Source organism: Neisseria sp. P0001.S005 (assembly GCF_051963715.1).
Genome location: NZ_JBQCTZ010000017.1, coordinates 1 through 14,201 on the forward strand (window position 1 = coordinate 1; position 14,201 = coordinate 14,201).

11 protein-coding genes are annotated in these 14,201 nt (G+C 51.6%); 8 read left to right on the top strand and 3 right to left on the bottom strand.

The features are described 5' to 3' along the window. The 5 genes from ACTHSP_RS04115 to ACTHSP_RS04135 form a co-directional block, all read left to right on the top strand. The coding region (locus ACTHSP_RS04115; RefSeq protein ID WP_440345674.1) for a DUF1853 family protein at positions 1-846 on the top strand (846 nt) is incomplete at its 5' end. A 34-nt stretch (positions 847-880) separates the two neighbouring features. Beyond that, complete coding sequence (locus tag ACTHSP_RS04120; protein WP_440345675.1) at positions 881-2,140, top strand: RsmB/NOP family class I SAM-dependent RNA methyltransferase; 1,260 nt, start codon at positions 881-883, stop codon at positions 2,138-2,140. Between the two features lie 264 nt (positions 2,141-2,404). After that, complete coding sequence (locus tag ACTHSP_RS04125) at positions 2,405-3,673, top strand: TolC family protein (protein ID WP_440345676.1); 1,269 nt, start codon at positions 2,405-2,407, stop codon at positions 3,671-3,673. Positions 3,674-3,716: 43 nt separating this feature from the next. After that, on the top strand, positions 3,717-5,930 hold the full coding sequence (locus tag ACTHSP_RS04130; protein WP_440345677.1) for a type I secretion system permease/ATPase: 2,214 nt from the start codon (positions 3,717-3,719) through the stop codon (positions 5,928-5,930). Between the two features lie 87 nt (positions 5,931-6,017). After that, a complete protein-coding gene (locus ACTHSP_RS04135) occupies positions 6,018-7,247 on the top strand; it encodes an HlyD family type I secretion periplasmic adaptor subunit (protein WP_049329225.1) in 1,230 nt (409 codons plus the stop codon). Positions 7,248-7,308: 61 nt separating this feature from the next. Here ACTHSP_RS04135 and pheA read toward each other — a convergent pair whose 3' ends face one another. Continuing rightward, positions 7,309-8,397: a prephenate dehydratase gene (gene pheA, locus ACTHSP_RS04140; protein WP_049351179.1), complete on the bottom strand. Its 1,089-nt coding sequence runs from the start codon at positions 8,395-8,397 to the stop codon at positions 7,309-7,311. Positions 8,398-8,568: 171 nt separating this feature from the next. Between pheA and tsaE the strand changes: the two genes are divergently transcribed. Beyond that, positions 8,569-9,039, top strand: coding sequence for a tRNA (adenosine(37)-N6)-threonylcarbamoyltransferase complex ATPase subunit type 1 TsaE (gene tsaE, locus ACTHSP_RS04145; RefSeq protein ID WP_036490261.1), 471 nt, complete (start codon positions 8,569-8,571; stop codon positions 9,037-9,039). Then, positions 9,027-10,274 carry an N-acetylmuramoyl-L-alanine amidase gene (locus ACTHSP_RS04150; protein WP_440345678.1) on the top strand — a complete coding sequence of 416 codons (1,248 nt, stop codon included), beginning with the start codon at positions 9,027-9,029 and terminating at the stop codon, positions 10,272-10,274. The genes tsaE and ACTHSP_RS04150 overlap by 13 nt, the downstream gene beginning before the upstream one ends. Before the next feature lie 66 nt (positions 10,275-10,340). On the opposite strand, the gene ACTHSP_RS04155 is transcribed toward ACTHSP_RS04150, so the two are convergent. Then, positions 10,341-10,952, bottom strand: coding sequence for a DUF4230 domain-containing protein (locus ACTHSP_RS04155; RefSeq protein ID WP_080974638.1), 612 nt, complete (start codon positions 10,950-10,952; stop codon positions 10,341-10,343). A 190-nt stretch (positions 10,953-11,142) separates the two neighbouring features. Here ACTHSP_RS04155 and ribBA point away from each other — a divergent pair, with 190 nt between their 5' ends. Then, positions 11,143-12,483: a bifunctional 3,4-dihydroxy-2-butanone-4-phosphate synthase/GTP cyclohydrolase II gene (gene ribBA, locus ACTHSP_RS04160; RefSeq protein ID WP_049351177.1), complete on the top strand. Its 1,341-nt coding sequence runs from the start codon at positions 11,143-11,145 to the stop codon at positions 12,481-12,483. 95 nt (positions 12,484-12,578) lie between these two features. Here ribBA and ACTHSP_RS04165 read toward each other — a convergent pair whose 3' ends face one another. Then, positions 12,579-14,180, bottom strand: a complete 1,602-nt coding sequence (locus ACTHSP_RS04165) for an HsdM family class I SAM-dependent methyltransferase (RefSeq protein WP_440345679.1) — start codon at positions 14,178-14,180, stop codon at positions 12,579-12,581. Positions 14,181-14,201: the final 21 nt, after the last annotated feature.

The window sequence follows — 14,201 nt, forward strand, 5'->3', positions numbered from 1 at the left end:
AATTACGCCCTAGACGCATTATGGTGGAAACTCACCAGCCAACCCGTCCGCGACCTCGCCTCGCTGCTGACTGCGCCGCCTTTGTGGCAAAGCGGTTGCGAATTGAGCGTGCGCGAACTACTGGGGGAACACGGTTTCCGCTATCTTTTGGCATTGGACGCCGATCCCACGCCGCTGAAGGAACACCTCGCTCAACGCGCCCCGTTCGGCCACCGTCTCGGCATTTATGCCGAAGAGCTGCTGGCTTTTTGGTTTACCAACGCGCCGCACGCCAAACTGCACGCATACAATCTGCCCGTTTTTTCAGACGGCCAAACTTTAGGCGCCGCGGATTTTGTCGCTTCCCTTAACCAACAGCCCTACCATATCGAGCTGGCGTGTAAATACTACGGCGGAGACCAAGTGCAAAACCTGCGCGGCCTCAATCCTAAAGACACACTGACGGACAAAGCCGCCAAATTGGTGCAACAATCTCAGCTACTACATACGCCGCAAGGCAAAGCGACCTTAGCGACACAAGGTCTGCCGGAAAATCCGCTTCCTGCATCCATCGTGCGCGGCATCGGATTTTTCCCACAAGGTTTCCATGCTTTTGAGCCGCCGCTTAATCCATATGGTTGGCGCGGCATCTATATTCAAGATTGGTCGAAATACGGGTTTGAACGCCAAGAAGCACGCTACCATTTGCTCGACCGTATGGCCTACCTCGCGCCTGCTCGTGTCGCCGAAACCGAAACATTGAACGAAACCGAAATCCGCCGTATCGACCAAGGCTTGATTGCCGTTTTGGAATTACGGCCGGACGGCTTTTGGCACGAAATCGAACGCATCATGAAGGCCGTCTGAAACTATTTACCCACTTAAGAGAACCCATTACATTATGAACGCCGCACAACTCGACCATACCGCCAAAGTTTTGGCTGAAATGCTGACTTTCAAACAGCCTTCCGATGCCGTCCTCTCCGCCTATTTCCGCGAACACAAAAAGCTCGGCCGCCAAGACCGCCACGAAATCGCCGAAACCGCCTTTGCCGCGCTGCGCCACTATCAAAAAATCAGTACCGCCCTGCGCCGTCCGCACGCGCAACCGCGCAAAGCCGCACTTGCCGCACTGGTTCTCGGCAGAAGCACCAACATCAGCCAAATCAAAGACCTGCTTGATGAAGAAGAAACAGAGTTCCTCGGCAATTTGAAAGCCCGTAAAACCGAGTTTTCAGACGGCCTGAATACTGCCGCAGAATTGCCGCAATGGCTGGTGGAACAACTGCAACAGCATTGGAGCGAAGAAGAAATCCTCGCCTTCGGCCGCAGCATCAACCAACCTGCCCCGCTCGACATCCGCGTCAATACTTTGAAAGGCAAACGCGATAAAGTGCTGCCTCTGTTGCAAGCCGAAAGTGCCGATGCAGAAGCCACACCTTATTCACCTTGGGGCATCCGCCTGAAAAACAAAATCGCGCTTAACAAACATGAGCTGTTTTTGGACGGCACGCTGGAAGTCCAAGACGAAGGCAGCCAGCTGCTTGCCTTATTGGTGGGCGCAAAACGTGGCGAAATCATTGTCGATTTCTGTGCCGGCGCCGGCGGTAAAACCTTGGCTGTCGGTGCGCAAATGGCCAACAAAGGCAGAATCTACGCCTTCGACATCGCCGAAAAACGCCTTGCCAACCTCAAACCGCGCATGACCCGTGCCGGACTGACCAATATCCACCCCGAACGCATCAGCAGCGAACACGATACCCGTATTGCCCGACTGGCAGGCAAAGCCGACCGTGTGTTGGTGGACGCGCCCTGCTCCGGTTTGGGTACTTTACGCCGCAATCCTGACCTCAAATACCGCCAATCCACCGAGACCGTGGCCAACCTTTTGGAACAGCAACACAGCATCCTCGATGCCGCCTCCAAACTGGTGAAACCACAAGGCCGTTTGGTGTACGCCACCTGCAGCGTGTTACCAGAAGAAAACGAGCTGCAAGTCGAACGTTTCCTGTCCGAGCATCCCGAGTTTGAACTCGTCAACTGCGCCGAACTGCTGCAAAGCCTGAAGATTGATTTGGATACCGGAAAATACCTGCGCCTCAACTCCGGAGAACACCAAACCGACGGCTTCTTTGCCGCTGTATTGCAACGTAAGGATTAAGGTTGAAAAAGGCCGTCTGAAATCCTTTCAGACGGCCTTTTTGATAGATTTTTTACATTAAAATCATTAGAAACGATAGTCGCGCTCTGCAATAATATACTTTAAGGCATGTATCTCGACCTTTTATCAGAATATTGTGAAAAGCTGGAAAAAATGCTTTATGCTTTGTAAATGTATGTGTTCTCGTTCAAAATTCGCCCGGTCATGCCTCAGGCGATACCCGATACAGACAACGATAATATATAAATCATTTGGTTAAAAATCATGTCGCATATTTATTCTTCCCCCACAAAGCCCCGTTTATTGTCATCGGCCGTTGCCGTTGCCTGCTGTCTTCTGTCGTTTCAGACGGCCTCTGCATACAGCCTGCAAGACATCCTCAGGGACGCTTTAATCAGCGACCCGATTGTGCGTGAAGCCAAAGCCACTCAAGAAGCAGCGCAAAGCACGACCAAAGCCACGCGTGCGCGCCATTATCCTGTCGTTACCCTGACCGGCACGAAAGTGCTGGCGCAACACAATAAATATTCCAGCAACGATATGAAAGACGGTGTTGGCGTGCGTGGCAGCGTAAACATCTACTCATGGGGAGCGATTGAAGCCGCCGTCCGCCGCGACCGCAGCCGCGAAGAATACTATCAACACAAATACACCGAAAGCCAAGAGCAGCTGGGCAGCGATATCGGCCGCCTCTATCTGAGCGCATTGCGTGCAAAAGAAACCCTGGTCCTCAACGAACAGACTTTGGCGCGCCACAACAACCTCTTAAAAGACTTGGACACCATCGTCAAATATGATGCCGGCCGCCGTTCCGAGCTGATTGAAGCGCGCGCGCGCCAACTGCAAGTGGCAAACATCATTGCCCAACAACGCCGCACCATGGATTTGGCACTGAGCCGCCTGTCCCGCTATACCTCGCGCCAGCTGACTGCCAACGACTTGGAAGATCCATTTAAAAACGACACGGCGAAATCCATCAGCGAACGCTTCAACAACCCCAACCGCAACAACAATCCGTCCTATCAGGCGCAATTGGCCGAGCGCGACAGCGTCCGTGCCGATTTGGACGCTTCCAAAGCCGAACGCCTGCCTGCCCTCAATTTGGAAGGCAGTGCAACGCGTAACACCAGACAGCTTTATTTAAACGTTGCATGGAATGTGTTGGATATTGCCGCAAGACACAATGTAGAACGCAATGCCAAATCATTGATCGCCGCAGAAGCCAAGTCCGAACAAATCCTGCGCGACATGAACGAACGCGTTAAAACATCCGCCATCGATATGCAGGAAAGCGAACAGCGTACCGTGCTGACGGCGCAACACATCGCCGCCCAAAAAGAAGTCATCAAAGTGTACGAATTGCAGTTTAAAATCGCCCGACGTACGCTGACTGACGTTTTGAGCGCATACAGCGAGTTATCCTCCATCGAGCAGGATTACGTTGCCGCCCGCAACGATTTCCGCGATGCGGCGCTCGACTATTTAAATACCCAGGCCAAAATCTCCGCTTGGGTCGGTTTGGCACAAAAATAAAGCCATATCCGCCGGTTAAACCAATAACATTACGCGAAAAAATATGAAAGCCATCATTGAACACATCGTTTTAGTGACCCGCCTTTTGGGTGCGCCCGTATCCGAAGCCGCTTTGTCCGCCGAAGTCGTACGCGACAAAAAGCTCAAAGTCAACTATCACTCACTGGTCGAAGTCCTGCGCAGCCACGGCTTTGAAAATACCTTATCCAAACGCAATCTGGAAGACATCCCCTCCCTCGCCGTGCCGGTCATGATTATCCTGCACAACGAAGAGGCTGCGGTCATCACCCAAATCGAAGGCTCCGGCCAAGAGCGCAAATACCATATCCGCCAGGTTGACGGTTTGGAACAGGAACTCAGCCATGAGCAGCTCTCCGGCCTGTATTTGGGCTACTGCTGGTTTATCAAACCCAAAATGGCGACCGATATGCGCTCGGAGTTGCCTGAATACCATCTGCCCAAAGCATGGTTTTGGAAAGTCATTTGGCGTTTCCGCAGCTACTACTACCAAGTCATTTTGGCCACCATCATCATCAACTTCCTTGCGCTCGTCAGCTCCCTGTATGTGATGAACGTGTACGACCGCGTGATTCCCAACCAGGCCTATGAAACCTTGTGGGTATTGAGCATCGGCGTAGTCTTGGCGATTTTGTTTGAATTTGCCGCCAAGATGATTCGCGGCCACTTGACCGATATTGCCGGTAAAAAAGCCGATTTGATCATCAGCTCCGCCCTGTTCCGCCGCGTGATGGCATTGCGTCTGGCAGACCGTCCTGCTTCTTCCGGTTCATACGCCAGCAACCTGCGCGAATTTGAAGCCGTGCGCGAGTTCATGACCAGTGCCAGCTTGTTGACTATTGTCGACTTACCTTTCCTGTTGCTGTTTATCTTCGTGATTTCCATGGTCGGCGGCAAACTGGCACTTGTTCCCCTGACCATCATTCCAATTGTCGTGATTGTCGGTTTTGTCGTACAACGCCCGCTCTCTCGCCACATCAACGAATCGATGAAAGAAGGTTCGCAACGTTCCGGCCTTGCCGTTGAAGCCATCGAAGGCATCGAAACCCTGAAAACCAACAACGCCACATCTTGGGCGCAACAACGTTGGGACGAATACACCGCTAAAACTTCCGCTTCTTCCATCAAAGTCAAAGACACCAGCAACTTCATGGTCAACTTCGCCGTTGCCATGCAGCAGCTCAATACCGTCTTTTTGGTCGTCGTCGGTACCTATCTGATTCATGCCGACAACCATGCGGAACGCATCACCATGGGTGCATTGATTGCCTCCGTGATTCTGTCCGGCCGCGCCTTGGCGCCGTTGGCACAAATCGCCGGTCTGGCGACCCGCTTCCAACAGGCCAAACTTGCCCTCAAAGGCGTAAACGATATCGTTACCCGCCCTATCGAGCGCAATCCGGAACGCAAATACATTACTTTAGACAACGTTCAAGGCAGTATTACCTTTGAAAACGTATCGTTCAAATATCAAGCCGACAACAACAGCGCCGTCGAAGATTTGCGCCTGACCATCAAACCGGGCGAAAAAGTCGGTATTTTGGGCCGCATCGGCAGCGGTAAAAGCACCATGCTCAAACTGGCCAGCGGTCTGTACGACACTGAAAAAGGCAACGTTACCCTTGACGGAGTCGATATGCGCCAGCTTGACCCCAACTTCCTGCGCGATCAAGTCCTGCTGCTGAGCCAATCGCCACGCCTGTTCCTCGGCACATTGCGTGAAAACATGGACTTGGCACGTACCGGCAGCTACTATACCGACCAAGACTTACTGACTGCGCTCAACCGTTTCGGCCTCGACAAAATCATCCGCAACCATCCGCGTGGTTTGGATATGCCTTTGGGTGAAGACGGTTTGGGCTTATCCGGCGGTCAAAAACAAATCATCGCCCTGGCGCGCATGACCTTGCGCAACCCGAGAGTCGTCTTGCTGGACGAGCCGACCACCAGCCTGGATCAAGCCACTGAGCGTATGGCGCTCAATGCCATTGCCCAATGGGGCCGCAACCGCACCATGCTTTTGGTGACCCACCGTCCGCAAGTGCTGCAAATCGTCAACCGCATCATTGTAATGGACAATGGTAAAGTCGTGATGGACGGCCCGCGTGACCTGGTATTGCAAAAACTCATGCAAAACGAACAGGCCAAAGCAGCCAACGTCAAACAACAGCAACAAGCTGCTGCAGTCAAACAGCAGCAACAACAAGCTGCCGCCGCCCCTCAATCGGCAGCACAATAAAGCAAAGGCCGTCTGAAACCTACTTACCCTTTCAGACGGCCTGCCCTAATGGTTAAAATCCACCAAACACAATAAAGATACACGATTATGAGCCGCGAAAACAACGTCAAATCCAAAGACCTACACCTCATCAACGACCTCAATGCCGCCCTTCAAAAAGAAAAACACAGCGGCCAATTTTGGGTCATCATCCTATTCTTCCTTTTCCTGATTGTCTTCGTCGTCTGGGCATACAACAGCCCTGTCGAAGAAGTGACCCGCGGCAACGGCAATATCATTCCCAGCAGCCGTGAGCAAGTAATCCAAAGCCTCGACCCCGGCATCGTAACCGAAATCATGGTTAAAGAAGGCGACATGGTCGAGAAAGATCAGATTCTGATGAAACTCGACGACACGCGCAGCTCTGCCGTTTTACGAGAAAGCGAAGCCAAAGTCGAAAACCTCGAAGCCACTATTGCCCGCCTTAAAGCCGAAGCCTACGGCATCAAGCTCTCCTTCCCTGACAGCGTGGGCCCTGAGCTTCGCCGTCGCGAAATTGCCGCCTACAAAGCACGCCGTCAAGCCATGACCGATGCCGTCAGCGGCCTCTCCCAAAGCAAGGCCGCGCTTGACCGCGAAATCGCCATTACCGCACCGATGGTTGCCGAAGGCGTGGTTTCCGAAGTCGAACTTTTAAGAATGCGCCGCGATTCCGCAGACTTGGCCACCCAAATCTCCGAACGCCGCAACCGCTACAAAGCCGATGCCAACAACGAACTCTTGCAAGCCGAATCCGAGCTGGCGCAATCCAAAGAAAACGTTGCCATGCGTGCAGACCCGGTTGAACGCTCGCAAATCCGTGCGCCTATGCGCGGCATCGTCAAAGGCATAAAAGTCACCACCATCGGCGGCGTTGTGAATGCAGGCGAAGACATCATGCAAATCATCCCCGTTGACGACAAACTGCTGGTCGAAGCCTATATCCGTCCGCAAGACATCGCCTTTATCCGCGCAGGCCAACCTGCATTGGTTAAAGTCAGTGCCTACGACTACTCCATCTACGGCGGTTTGGAAGGCAAAGTTACCCTCGTCGGCGCCGATACCGTCAGCAACTCTATGCAAAACCGTGCCAACGACTTGAAACTTGACCCGAACCAAGTCTATTACCGTGTTCTCGTCCAAACTGAAAACAACTCCCTGAAAGACAAAAACGGCAAACCTATGCCGATTATTCCGGGCATGGTTGCAACGGTGGACATCAAAACCGGTGAAAAAACCATCTTCCAATACCTGATCAAACCAATTACGCGTATGAAACAAGCGTTAAGCGAACGCTAATCGATAAAACGATAAAAGGCCGTCTGAATATTTTCAGACGGCCTTTTATACCCAATAATCCTTACAAAACAACGGTCGAATAAGAGCCAACAACTTTCACGAAGGAAGCGCGTTCGCCCAAAAGCTGCAAGGCTTTTTGGACATTTTCATCGCTTTGATGGCCTTCGATATCGATGAAGAACAGGTATTCCCACAAAACCGATTTGCTTGGGCGGCTTTCAAATTTGGTCATGGAAATGCCCAACTCGGTGAAGGGTTGCAACAAGGAAGTAACGGCACCGGCACGGTTGGGCGCAGATACGACCAAAGAGGTTTTGTCGTTGCCGCTGCGGCCGGTTTCTTGATGACCCATCACCAAGAAGCGCGTGGTGTTGTTTGGCTCGTCTTCGATACACTCGGCAGCAAAGCTCAACTGATAAATTTCCGCGGCGATACGTCCGGCAATAGCGGCCACATTCGGGCTGTCAGACTCGGCAACCAGACGCGCTGCTTCGGCATTGCTGGCTACGGCGATACGTTCCGCATTGGGCAGGTTGCGACCGAGCCAGTCATTGCATTGCGCCAAGGCTTGGGCATGGGCGAAAACTTTGGTAATGCCGCCGATTTCATGGCTGTCTTTACGCAACAGGTTGTGATGAATGCGGACAACCACTTCGCCGCAGGCTTTCAACGCAGTTACTGCTAACAAGTCCAAAGTGCGTCCCACCGAGCCTTCGGTCGAATTTTCTACCGGTGCCACCAAATAATCGGCTTGACGCGTTTCAACTTGTTTGAAGCAGTTGTCGATGGTGGTACACGCCATGGTGTGTGCGGCGTGGCCGAAATGTTTGATGGCTGCTTGCTGGGTAAATGTTCCCTTCGGACCCAAATAGGCAATCGTCAGCGGACGCTCCACTGCCAAACATTCGCTCATAATCTCGCGAAACAGCCGGGTGACCGATTCATCCGGCAAAGGGCCGCGGTTCAAATCCTGAATCCGGCGCAAAACGGCGACTTCCCGTTCAGGACGGTACACCGCGCCTGTCCCTTTCAATTCGCCGATAGCATGCGCATGACCGGCGCGCTCATTGAGCAAACGGAGGATTTCCGCATCGATGCCGTCGATGGCATTGCGGTGCGGCAATAATTGTTCGTCTATGGATAAAGGCATAAGCTGTCTCGCAATTTTGTGAGGGATATTTTCATTTTAACATTAAAGGCCGTCTGAATTCCGTTTTCAGACGGCCTCAACACTATCTTTATCTAACTTTATCGTCTATCAGGTTTGCAAACGCCGCCAATTCCATCATAATTAAGCCTTTTGAACGACAAGGCCTATTCCATGCACTCAAACGGACTGTATACCCGTTTTCTGCCCGATGAAGAAGCAACCCTGAAACTGGGTGAAGAATGGAGCAAGCAGCTTTCCGCTCCGCTGACCATCTATCTTGAAGGCGGGCTGGGTGCAGGCAAAACCACGCTGACACGCGGGATTTTGCGCGGACTGGGTCATACGGGCGCAGTTAAAAGCCCGACTTACACCATTGTCGAATCTTATCCGCTGGATACATTCACCCTCCACCATTTCGACCTCTACCGCTTTACCATGCCAGAGGAATGGGAAGATGCCGGTTTGGACGAATTGTTTGCGCCCGACAGCGTCTGCCTCATCGAATGGCCGCAGCAAGGCGGGGAATTCACGCCTCCGGCAGACATTACCATTACATTGACGTACACCGATAAGGGCAGAACCTGCACCTTTTCCGCCCACACAAACCAAGGCCGAAAAAGTTTAGAATCATGGTCAAATTAACTAGAAGACACATTCTCCGTCAAGGCATAGGACTATTTCTCACCCTCACGCCCGTTGGTGCCGCATTGGCCAAACCGGCCTCTCCTGCGCAATTCCTTGCCGTCCGCATTTGGCCGGCGCACGCCTACACACGCGTTACCCTTGAGAGCAACCACTCGATGAAATACCAACATTTTATGTTGGACAACCCCAGCCGGTTGGTCGTGGATATTCAAGGAGCGGAAATCAACAGCGTCCTGCAAGGCATTTCCAGCAAAGTACTGTCTAACGACCCTTTTATCCGCAGCATTCGCGCCGGTCAAAATACGCCCAGCACCGTGCGTATCGTTATCGACCTGAAACAAAGCACCCATCCGCAAGTCTTTGCACTCGCACCCGTCGGCAACTTCAAAAACCGCTTGGTTATCGACCTCTATCCGCATGGCGCAGATGCCAACGACCCGATGATAGCCTTGCTCAACGGCAATATCCCCAAACAACGTCCGAATACCAATATCGCATACGACACCCCTGCCCCTAAAAGCAATCGCGGCAGCGGCGGCAACCGCCGTCCTGTGATTATGATCGACCCCGGTCATGGCGGCGAAGACCCTGGCGCAATCGGCCCGAGCGGCCTCAAAGAAAAAAACGTCGTACTCTCCATCGCCCGCGAAACCAAAAAACGCCTCGAAGCCTTGGGTTACAACGTATTCATGACGCGCAACGAAGACATCTTTATCCCATTGGGCGTACGCGTTGCCAAAGGCCGTGCGCGCAATGCCGACGTATTCGTATCCATCCACGCCGATGCCTTTACCAGCCCGTCCGCTCGCGGTACCGGCGTGTATATGCTCAATACCAAAGGCGCGACCAGCTCGGCGGCAAAATTCCTTGCCCAAACCCAAAACAACGCCGACGCCATCGGCGGCGTACAAACCAGCGGCAACCGCAACGTCGACAATACGATTTTGGACATGACCCAAACCGCAACCCTACGCGACAGCCGCAAGCTCGGCCATTCCGTCTTGACCGAATTGGGCAAGCTCAACCAATTACATAAAGGCCGCGTTGACGAAGCCAACTTTGCCGTCCTCCGCGCGCCGGATGTTCCGTCTATTTTGGTGGAAACCGCCTTCCTCTCCAACCCTACCGAAGAGCAGCTGCTCGGCAGCGAATCCTTCCGCCAACAATGCGCCCAAGCCATTGCCACCGGTATTCAAAAATACATCAATACCGCCGTTTTACGACGTGGTTAAATGGCTTGATAAAACAAAGGCCGTCTGAAAATTTTTCAGACGGCCTTATCTTTTCAAGCAATCTATTTAACCGCACTTCCCTACCGCAGCCGGATAGACGGACACCTTCGTCTGCGTTAATGCAAACAGGTTTTCCAACTGTGTTTGCGCCTGACGGTTGGCATGTTCCAAAATCTCAGCCTTACACGCGCTTTGCAATACCTGCCGTCTCGCCTCTTCCTGCACCGTCTTAAATACAGATTTATCCATAGGCAGCAAATTAAACGAGCCAGTCTGAATATCGTACACTTCGATATTTTCCAAATCCACGCTCAAGATTTCCACCGCCGGCAGACTGATCAATACCTTGTCGTCTACAATATTAACATTGTCCGCGCCTAACTTATCCAAATCCAAACCGGCCAACACCTTACCGCGCACAATAAAAATACCGCTTTGCGAATCCTGCCACAGCCTGCGCCAATCCCCTTTTTTCTCCGTACGGATAATCGTATCGATATAAAATGCCGTACTTTCCAAGCGGTTCATCTGCTTAATCTGCATCAAAACCCCCTCACGGGACAAAACCTGATGTTCTTCGTTCTGACCATGCAGGGCATAAAACCAGCCGCCCGCAGCCGTCAGCGCACACAACACCAGCACGACCAATCCGCGCCCAAGCATTTTCATTTCAAACATCCCCCGTTAAAATAATCATCAAAACATTCCCTATATTCTCGCAAAACCGTCAATTTCAAGCCATACCCAGGCCGTCTGAAACATTAAAACTTATTACCAAAAAGTAATAAAAAAATCTCAACAAACAAGGTTTGCCTTTTAGTAAAGACAAGACTACAATTCATTACACACAATTCAATTTCATCTCATCATGAATACCACCGACCTGCGCCGCCACAACCTGCGGCAATGGATAACACAACACCACAACGGCCAGCAGACCAAGTTTGCCCAAGCCATCGCCATCAACCAAGGCGAGCTGTCCGCCCTGCTGAAAAACAAATCTTTCGGCGAGAAAAAAGCCCGAAAAATCGAGCAGGCAGCCAATATGCCTGACATGTGGCTGGATCAAGACCACCAAGACCGCCACGCCCCCACCATCAGCCAAGAAAGAAATACCATGTCCCACATCTCCACCATCCCCGAAATCCTAGCAGACATCAAAGCCGGCAAAATGGTCATCATCACCGATGCCGAAGACCGAGAAAACGAAGGCGACTTGCTGATGGCGGCCCAATTCGTTACCCCCGAAGCCATCAACTTCATGATCAAAAACGCACGCGGCCTGGTCTGCCTGCCGATGGACGGCGAAATGGTCGAAAAACTCGGCCTGCCCATGATGACCCAGAAAAACGGCGCGCAATACGGCACCAACTTTACCGTCTCCATCGAAGCCGCCCACGGCATTACCACCGGCATTTCCGCCGCCGACCGCGCCCTGACCATTCAAACCGCCGTTTCCCCATCCGCCAAACCAGAAGACATCGTCCAACCAGGCCACATCTTCCCACTGCGCGCCCAAAAAGGCGGCGTACTCGTCCGCGCCGGACACACAGAAGCCGGCGTTGACCTGGCACAAATGAACGGCCTGATTCCTGCCGCCGTCATCTGCGAAATCATCAACGACGACGGCACCATGGCGCGTATGCCCGAACTGATGAAGTTCGCCGAAGAACACAACCTCAAAATCGGCACCATTACCGACCTCATCGAATACCGCAGCCGCACCGAAAGCCTGCTCGAAGACATGGGCAACTCACCCGTACAAACCCCGTGGGGCGAGTTCCAACAACACGTTTACGTCGACAAACTCTCCGGCGAAACCCACCTCGCCCTCGTCAAAGGCACACCAACCGCCGACGAAGAAACCCTTGTCCGCGTCCACGAACCCTTCAGCGTAATGGACTTCATCCAAGCCAACCCGCGCCATTCATGGTCATTGCCCAAAGCCCTTAAGCGCATCCAACAAGCCGAAAGCGGCGTAGTCATCCTCTTGCACCGTACCGAAGACGGCGCCACCCTACTCGACCGCACCCTGCCCAAAGGCGCAAACCAAGCCTACAAATGGGACAGCAAAAGCTACGGCATAGGCGCACAAATCCTCGCCGGCCTCAACGTCAAAAAACTGCGCGTCCTCGGCCAGCCGTCATCCTTCACCGGCCTCACCGGCTTCGGCCTCGAAGTCGTCGGTTTTGAAGAAGCTGAAAAATAATCTTGCTTGATTGATTCTCAAAACAAATAAAACAAAAGGCCGTCTGAAAATTTTCAGACGGCCTTTTAAGTTTGGCCAGTTTAATTTGTCAGTATTTATGAATTGAATTTCAACATTGCCAATCTACCCTTAATCTCTTTTTCCAATTCGGCAGATTCCGCAAAGAGCTTGTCCAAATCTGCCGAAAATCCCGCCATTTTCTGCTCGAATTCCTCGGCGGAAATATCCACATAATCAATTTTTACTTCAAAATATTGACCTGCCGACAAGCTGTAATTCTTGGCTTTGATTTCATCGTAGCTGACCACCACGCTGAAATCTTCCACTGCCTGTTTGTGCGTAAAGGTATTGCAGATTTTTTGTTCTTCTTCGCGGGAAAGTACAGTTTTTTGGTTTTTGCCGTCTTTGATTTTTTCGCCCAAGCCCGATGCGTCGATTAACACCACGTTATCTTTATTGGCTTTATCGATAAACAGAATCGAAACGTTGGTTCCCGTCGTGGCAAAAATATTGGAAGGCATGGAAACCACGCCGGCAAGCATTTTGTTTTCTACCAGATGTTCGCGAATTTTTTTGTCGATGCCCGATTGGGCGGTAATAAAGCCCGTCGGCAACACAATCGCCGCTTTGCCGTTTTCTTTCAGGCTAAACAAGATATGCTGGATAAAAAGCTGGTAGATTTCCATCTTATCCGTATCTTTCGCCTTGATTTTCGGGATACCAGCAAAAAAGCGTTCGCGGTTTTCCTCGCCTTCCAGTTGATCGCGGAAATCACTGAAATCGAGTTTAAACGGTGGATTGGAAACGATGAAATCAAATTTTTTCAGACGGCCTGAAGCGTCTTTATGGGCAGGCGATAAAATCGTATTGCCTTGAACCACATTATTCAGCGAATGCACCAAATTGTTCAAAATCAGATTCAGCCGCAAAAGATTGGACGATTTTTGCGAAATATCCTGCGTATAAATCATGCATTTATCTTCACCGATGGCATGGGCGACGTTCATCAACAGCGTTCCTGAACCGGCCGACGGGTCGTAAACGTCCACGCTGCGGATTTGCCCACGCACCGCCTCTGGCACCAAAATATCCGCCATAATCCGCGCCACTGCGTGCGGCGTGTAGTATTCGGCGTATTTGCCGCCCGAATTACTGTTGTAGTCTTTAATCAGGTATTCAAAAATCGTGGCGAAAAAGTCGAATTTTTGCGCAAAAATCGCCTCGAAACTGAAACCCGCCAACTTGGAAATCAGCGCACGGCAAAAATCGTCGCGGCGACCTTCGTCAGTAATGTACTGACTGATACGCTCGAACAACACAATTTTCGCCCCGCCTTCGGTTTTCACCGAAAACAGTTCCGCATTACAAGCGGCAATATCGGTGAGTGTATCGTCAAAGAGTTTGGCAAAGTCTGCGCCGTTTTGTCGCTCTGATAAATACTTGATGGAATGCTCAGGCTTTAAAACCGCTGTTTTTCCTTCAATATCCATATTGACGAACCCGATTGGCTCGTCGGGCTTTTCTTTGCGAATTTGTTTAACTTCGAAATCGTATTTGTCGTTTAAGAATTTATACAAAAAAGCCTGACTGATGATTTTGAACTCGTTGCCGTCATTGCCCAAACCATAGTTGGCGCAGATGGTTTTCAAACTGTCAATCAGGGCTTTAGTTTGTTCGGTAAAGTGTTGTTCGGTCATGGTGTGTCTCGTTCTTTTTAT

Coding starts and splice junctions, on each gene's coding strand:
- ACTHSP_RS04120 (WP_440345675.1), top strand. CDS start 881: ATGAACGCCGCACAACTCGACCATACCGCCAAAGTTTTGGCTGAAATG.
- ACTHSP_RS04125 (WP_440345676.1), top strand. CDS start 2,405: ATGTCGCATATTTATTCTTCCCCCACAAAGCCCCGTTTATTGTCATCG.
- ACTHSP_RS04130 (WP_440345677.1), top strand. CDS start 3,717: ATGAAAGCCATCATTGAACACATCGTTTTAGTGACCCGCCTTTTGGGT.
- ACTHSP_RS04135 (WP_049329225.1), top strand. CDS start 6,018: ATGAGCCGCGAAAACAACGTCAAATCCAAAGACCTACACCTCATCAAC.
- pheA (WP_049351179.1), bottom strand. CDS start 8,397: ATGCCTTTATCCATAGACGAACAATTATTGCCGCACCGCAATGCCATC.
- tsaE (WP_036490261.1), top strand. CDS start 8,569: ATGCACTCAAACGGACTGTATACCCGTTTTCTGCCCGATGAAGAAGCA.
- ACTHSP_RS04150 (WP_440345678.1), top strand. CDS start 9,027: ATGGTCAAATTAACTAGAAGACACATTCTCCGTCAAGGCATAGGACTA.
- ACTHSP_RS04155 (WP_080974638.1), bottom strand. CDS start 10,952: ATGTTTGAAATGAAAATGCTTGGGCGCGGATTGGTCGTGCTGGTGTTG.
- ribBA (WP_049351177.1), top strand. CDS start 11,143: ATGAATACCACCGACCTGCGCCGCCACAACCTGCGGCAATGGATAACA.
- ACTHSP_RS04165 (WP_440345679.1), bottom strand. CDS start 14,180: ATGACCGAACAACACTTTACCGAACAAACTAAAGCCCTGATTGACAGT.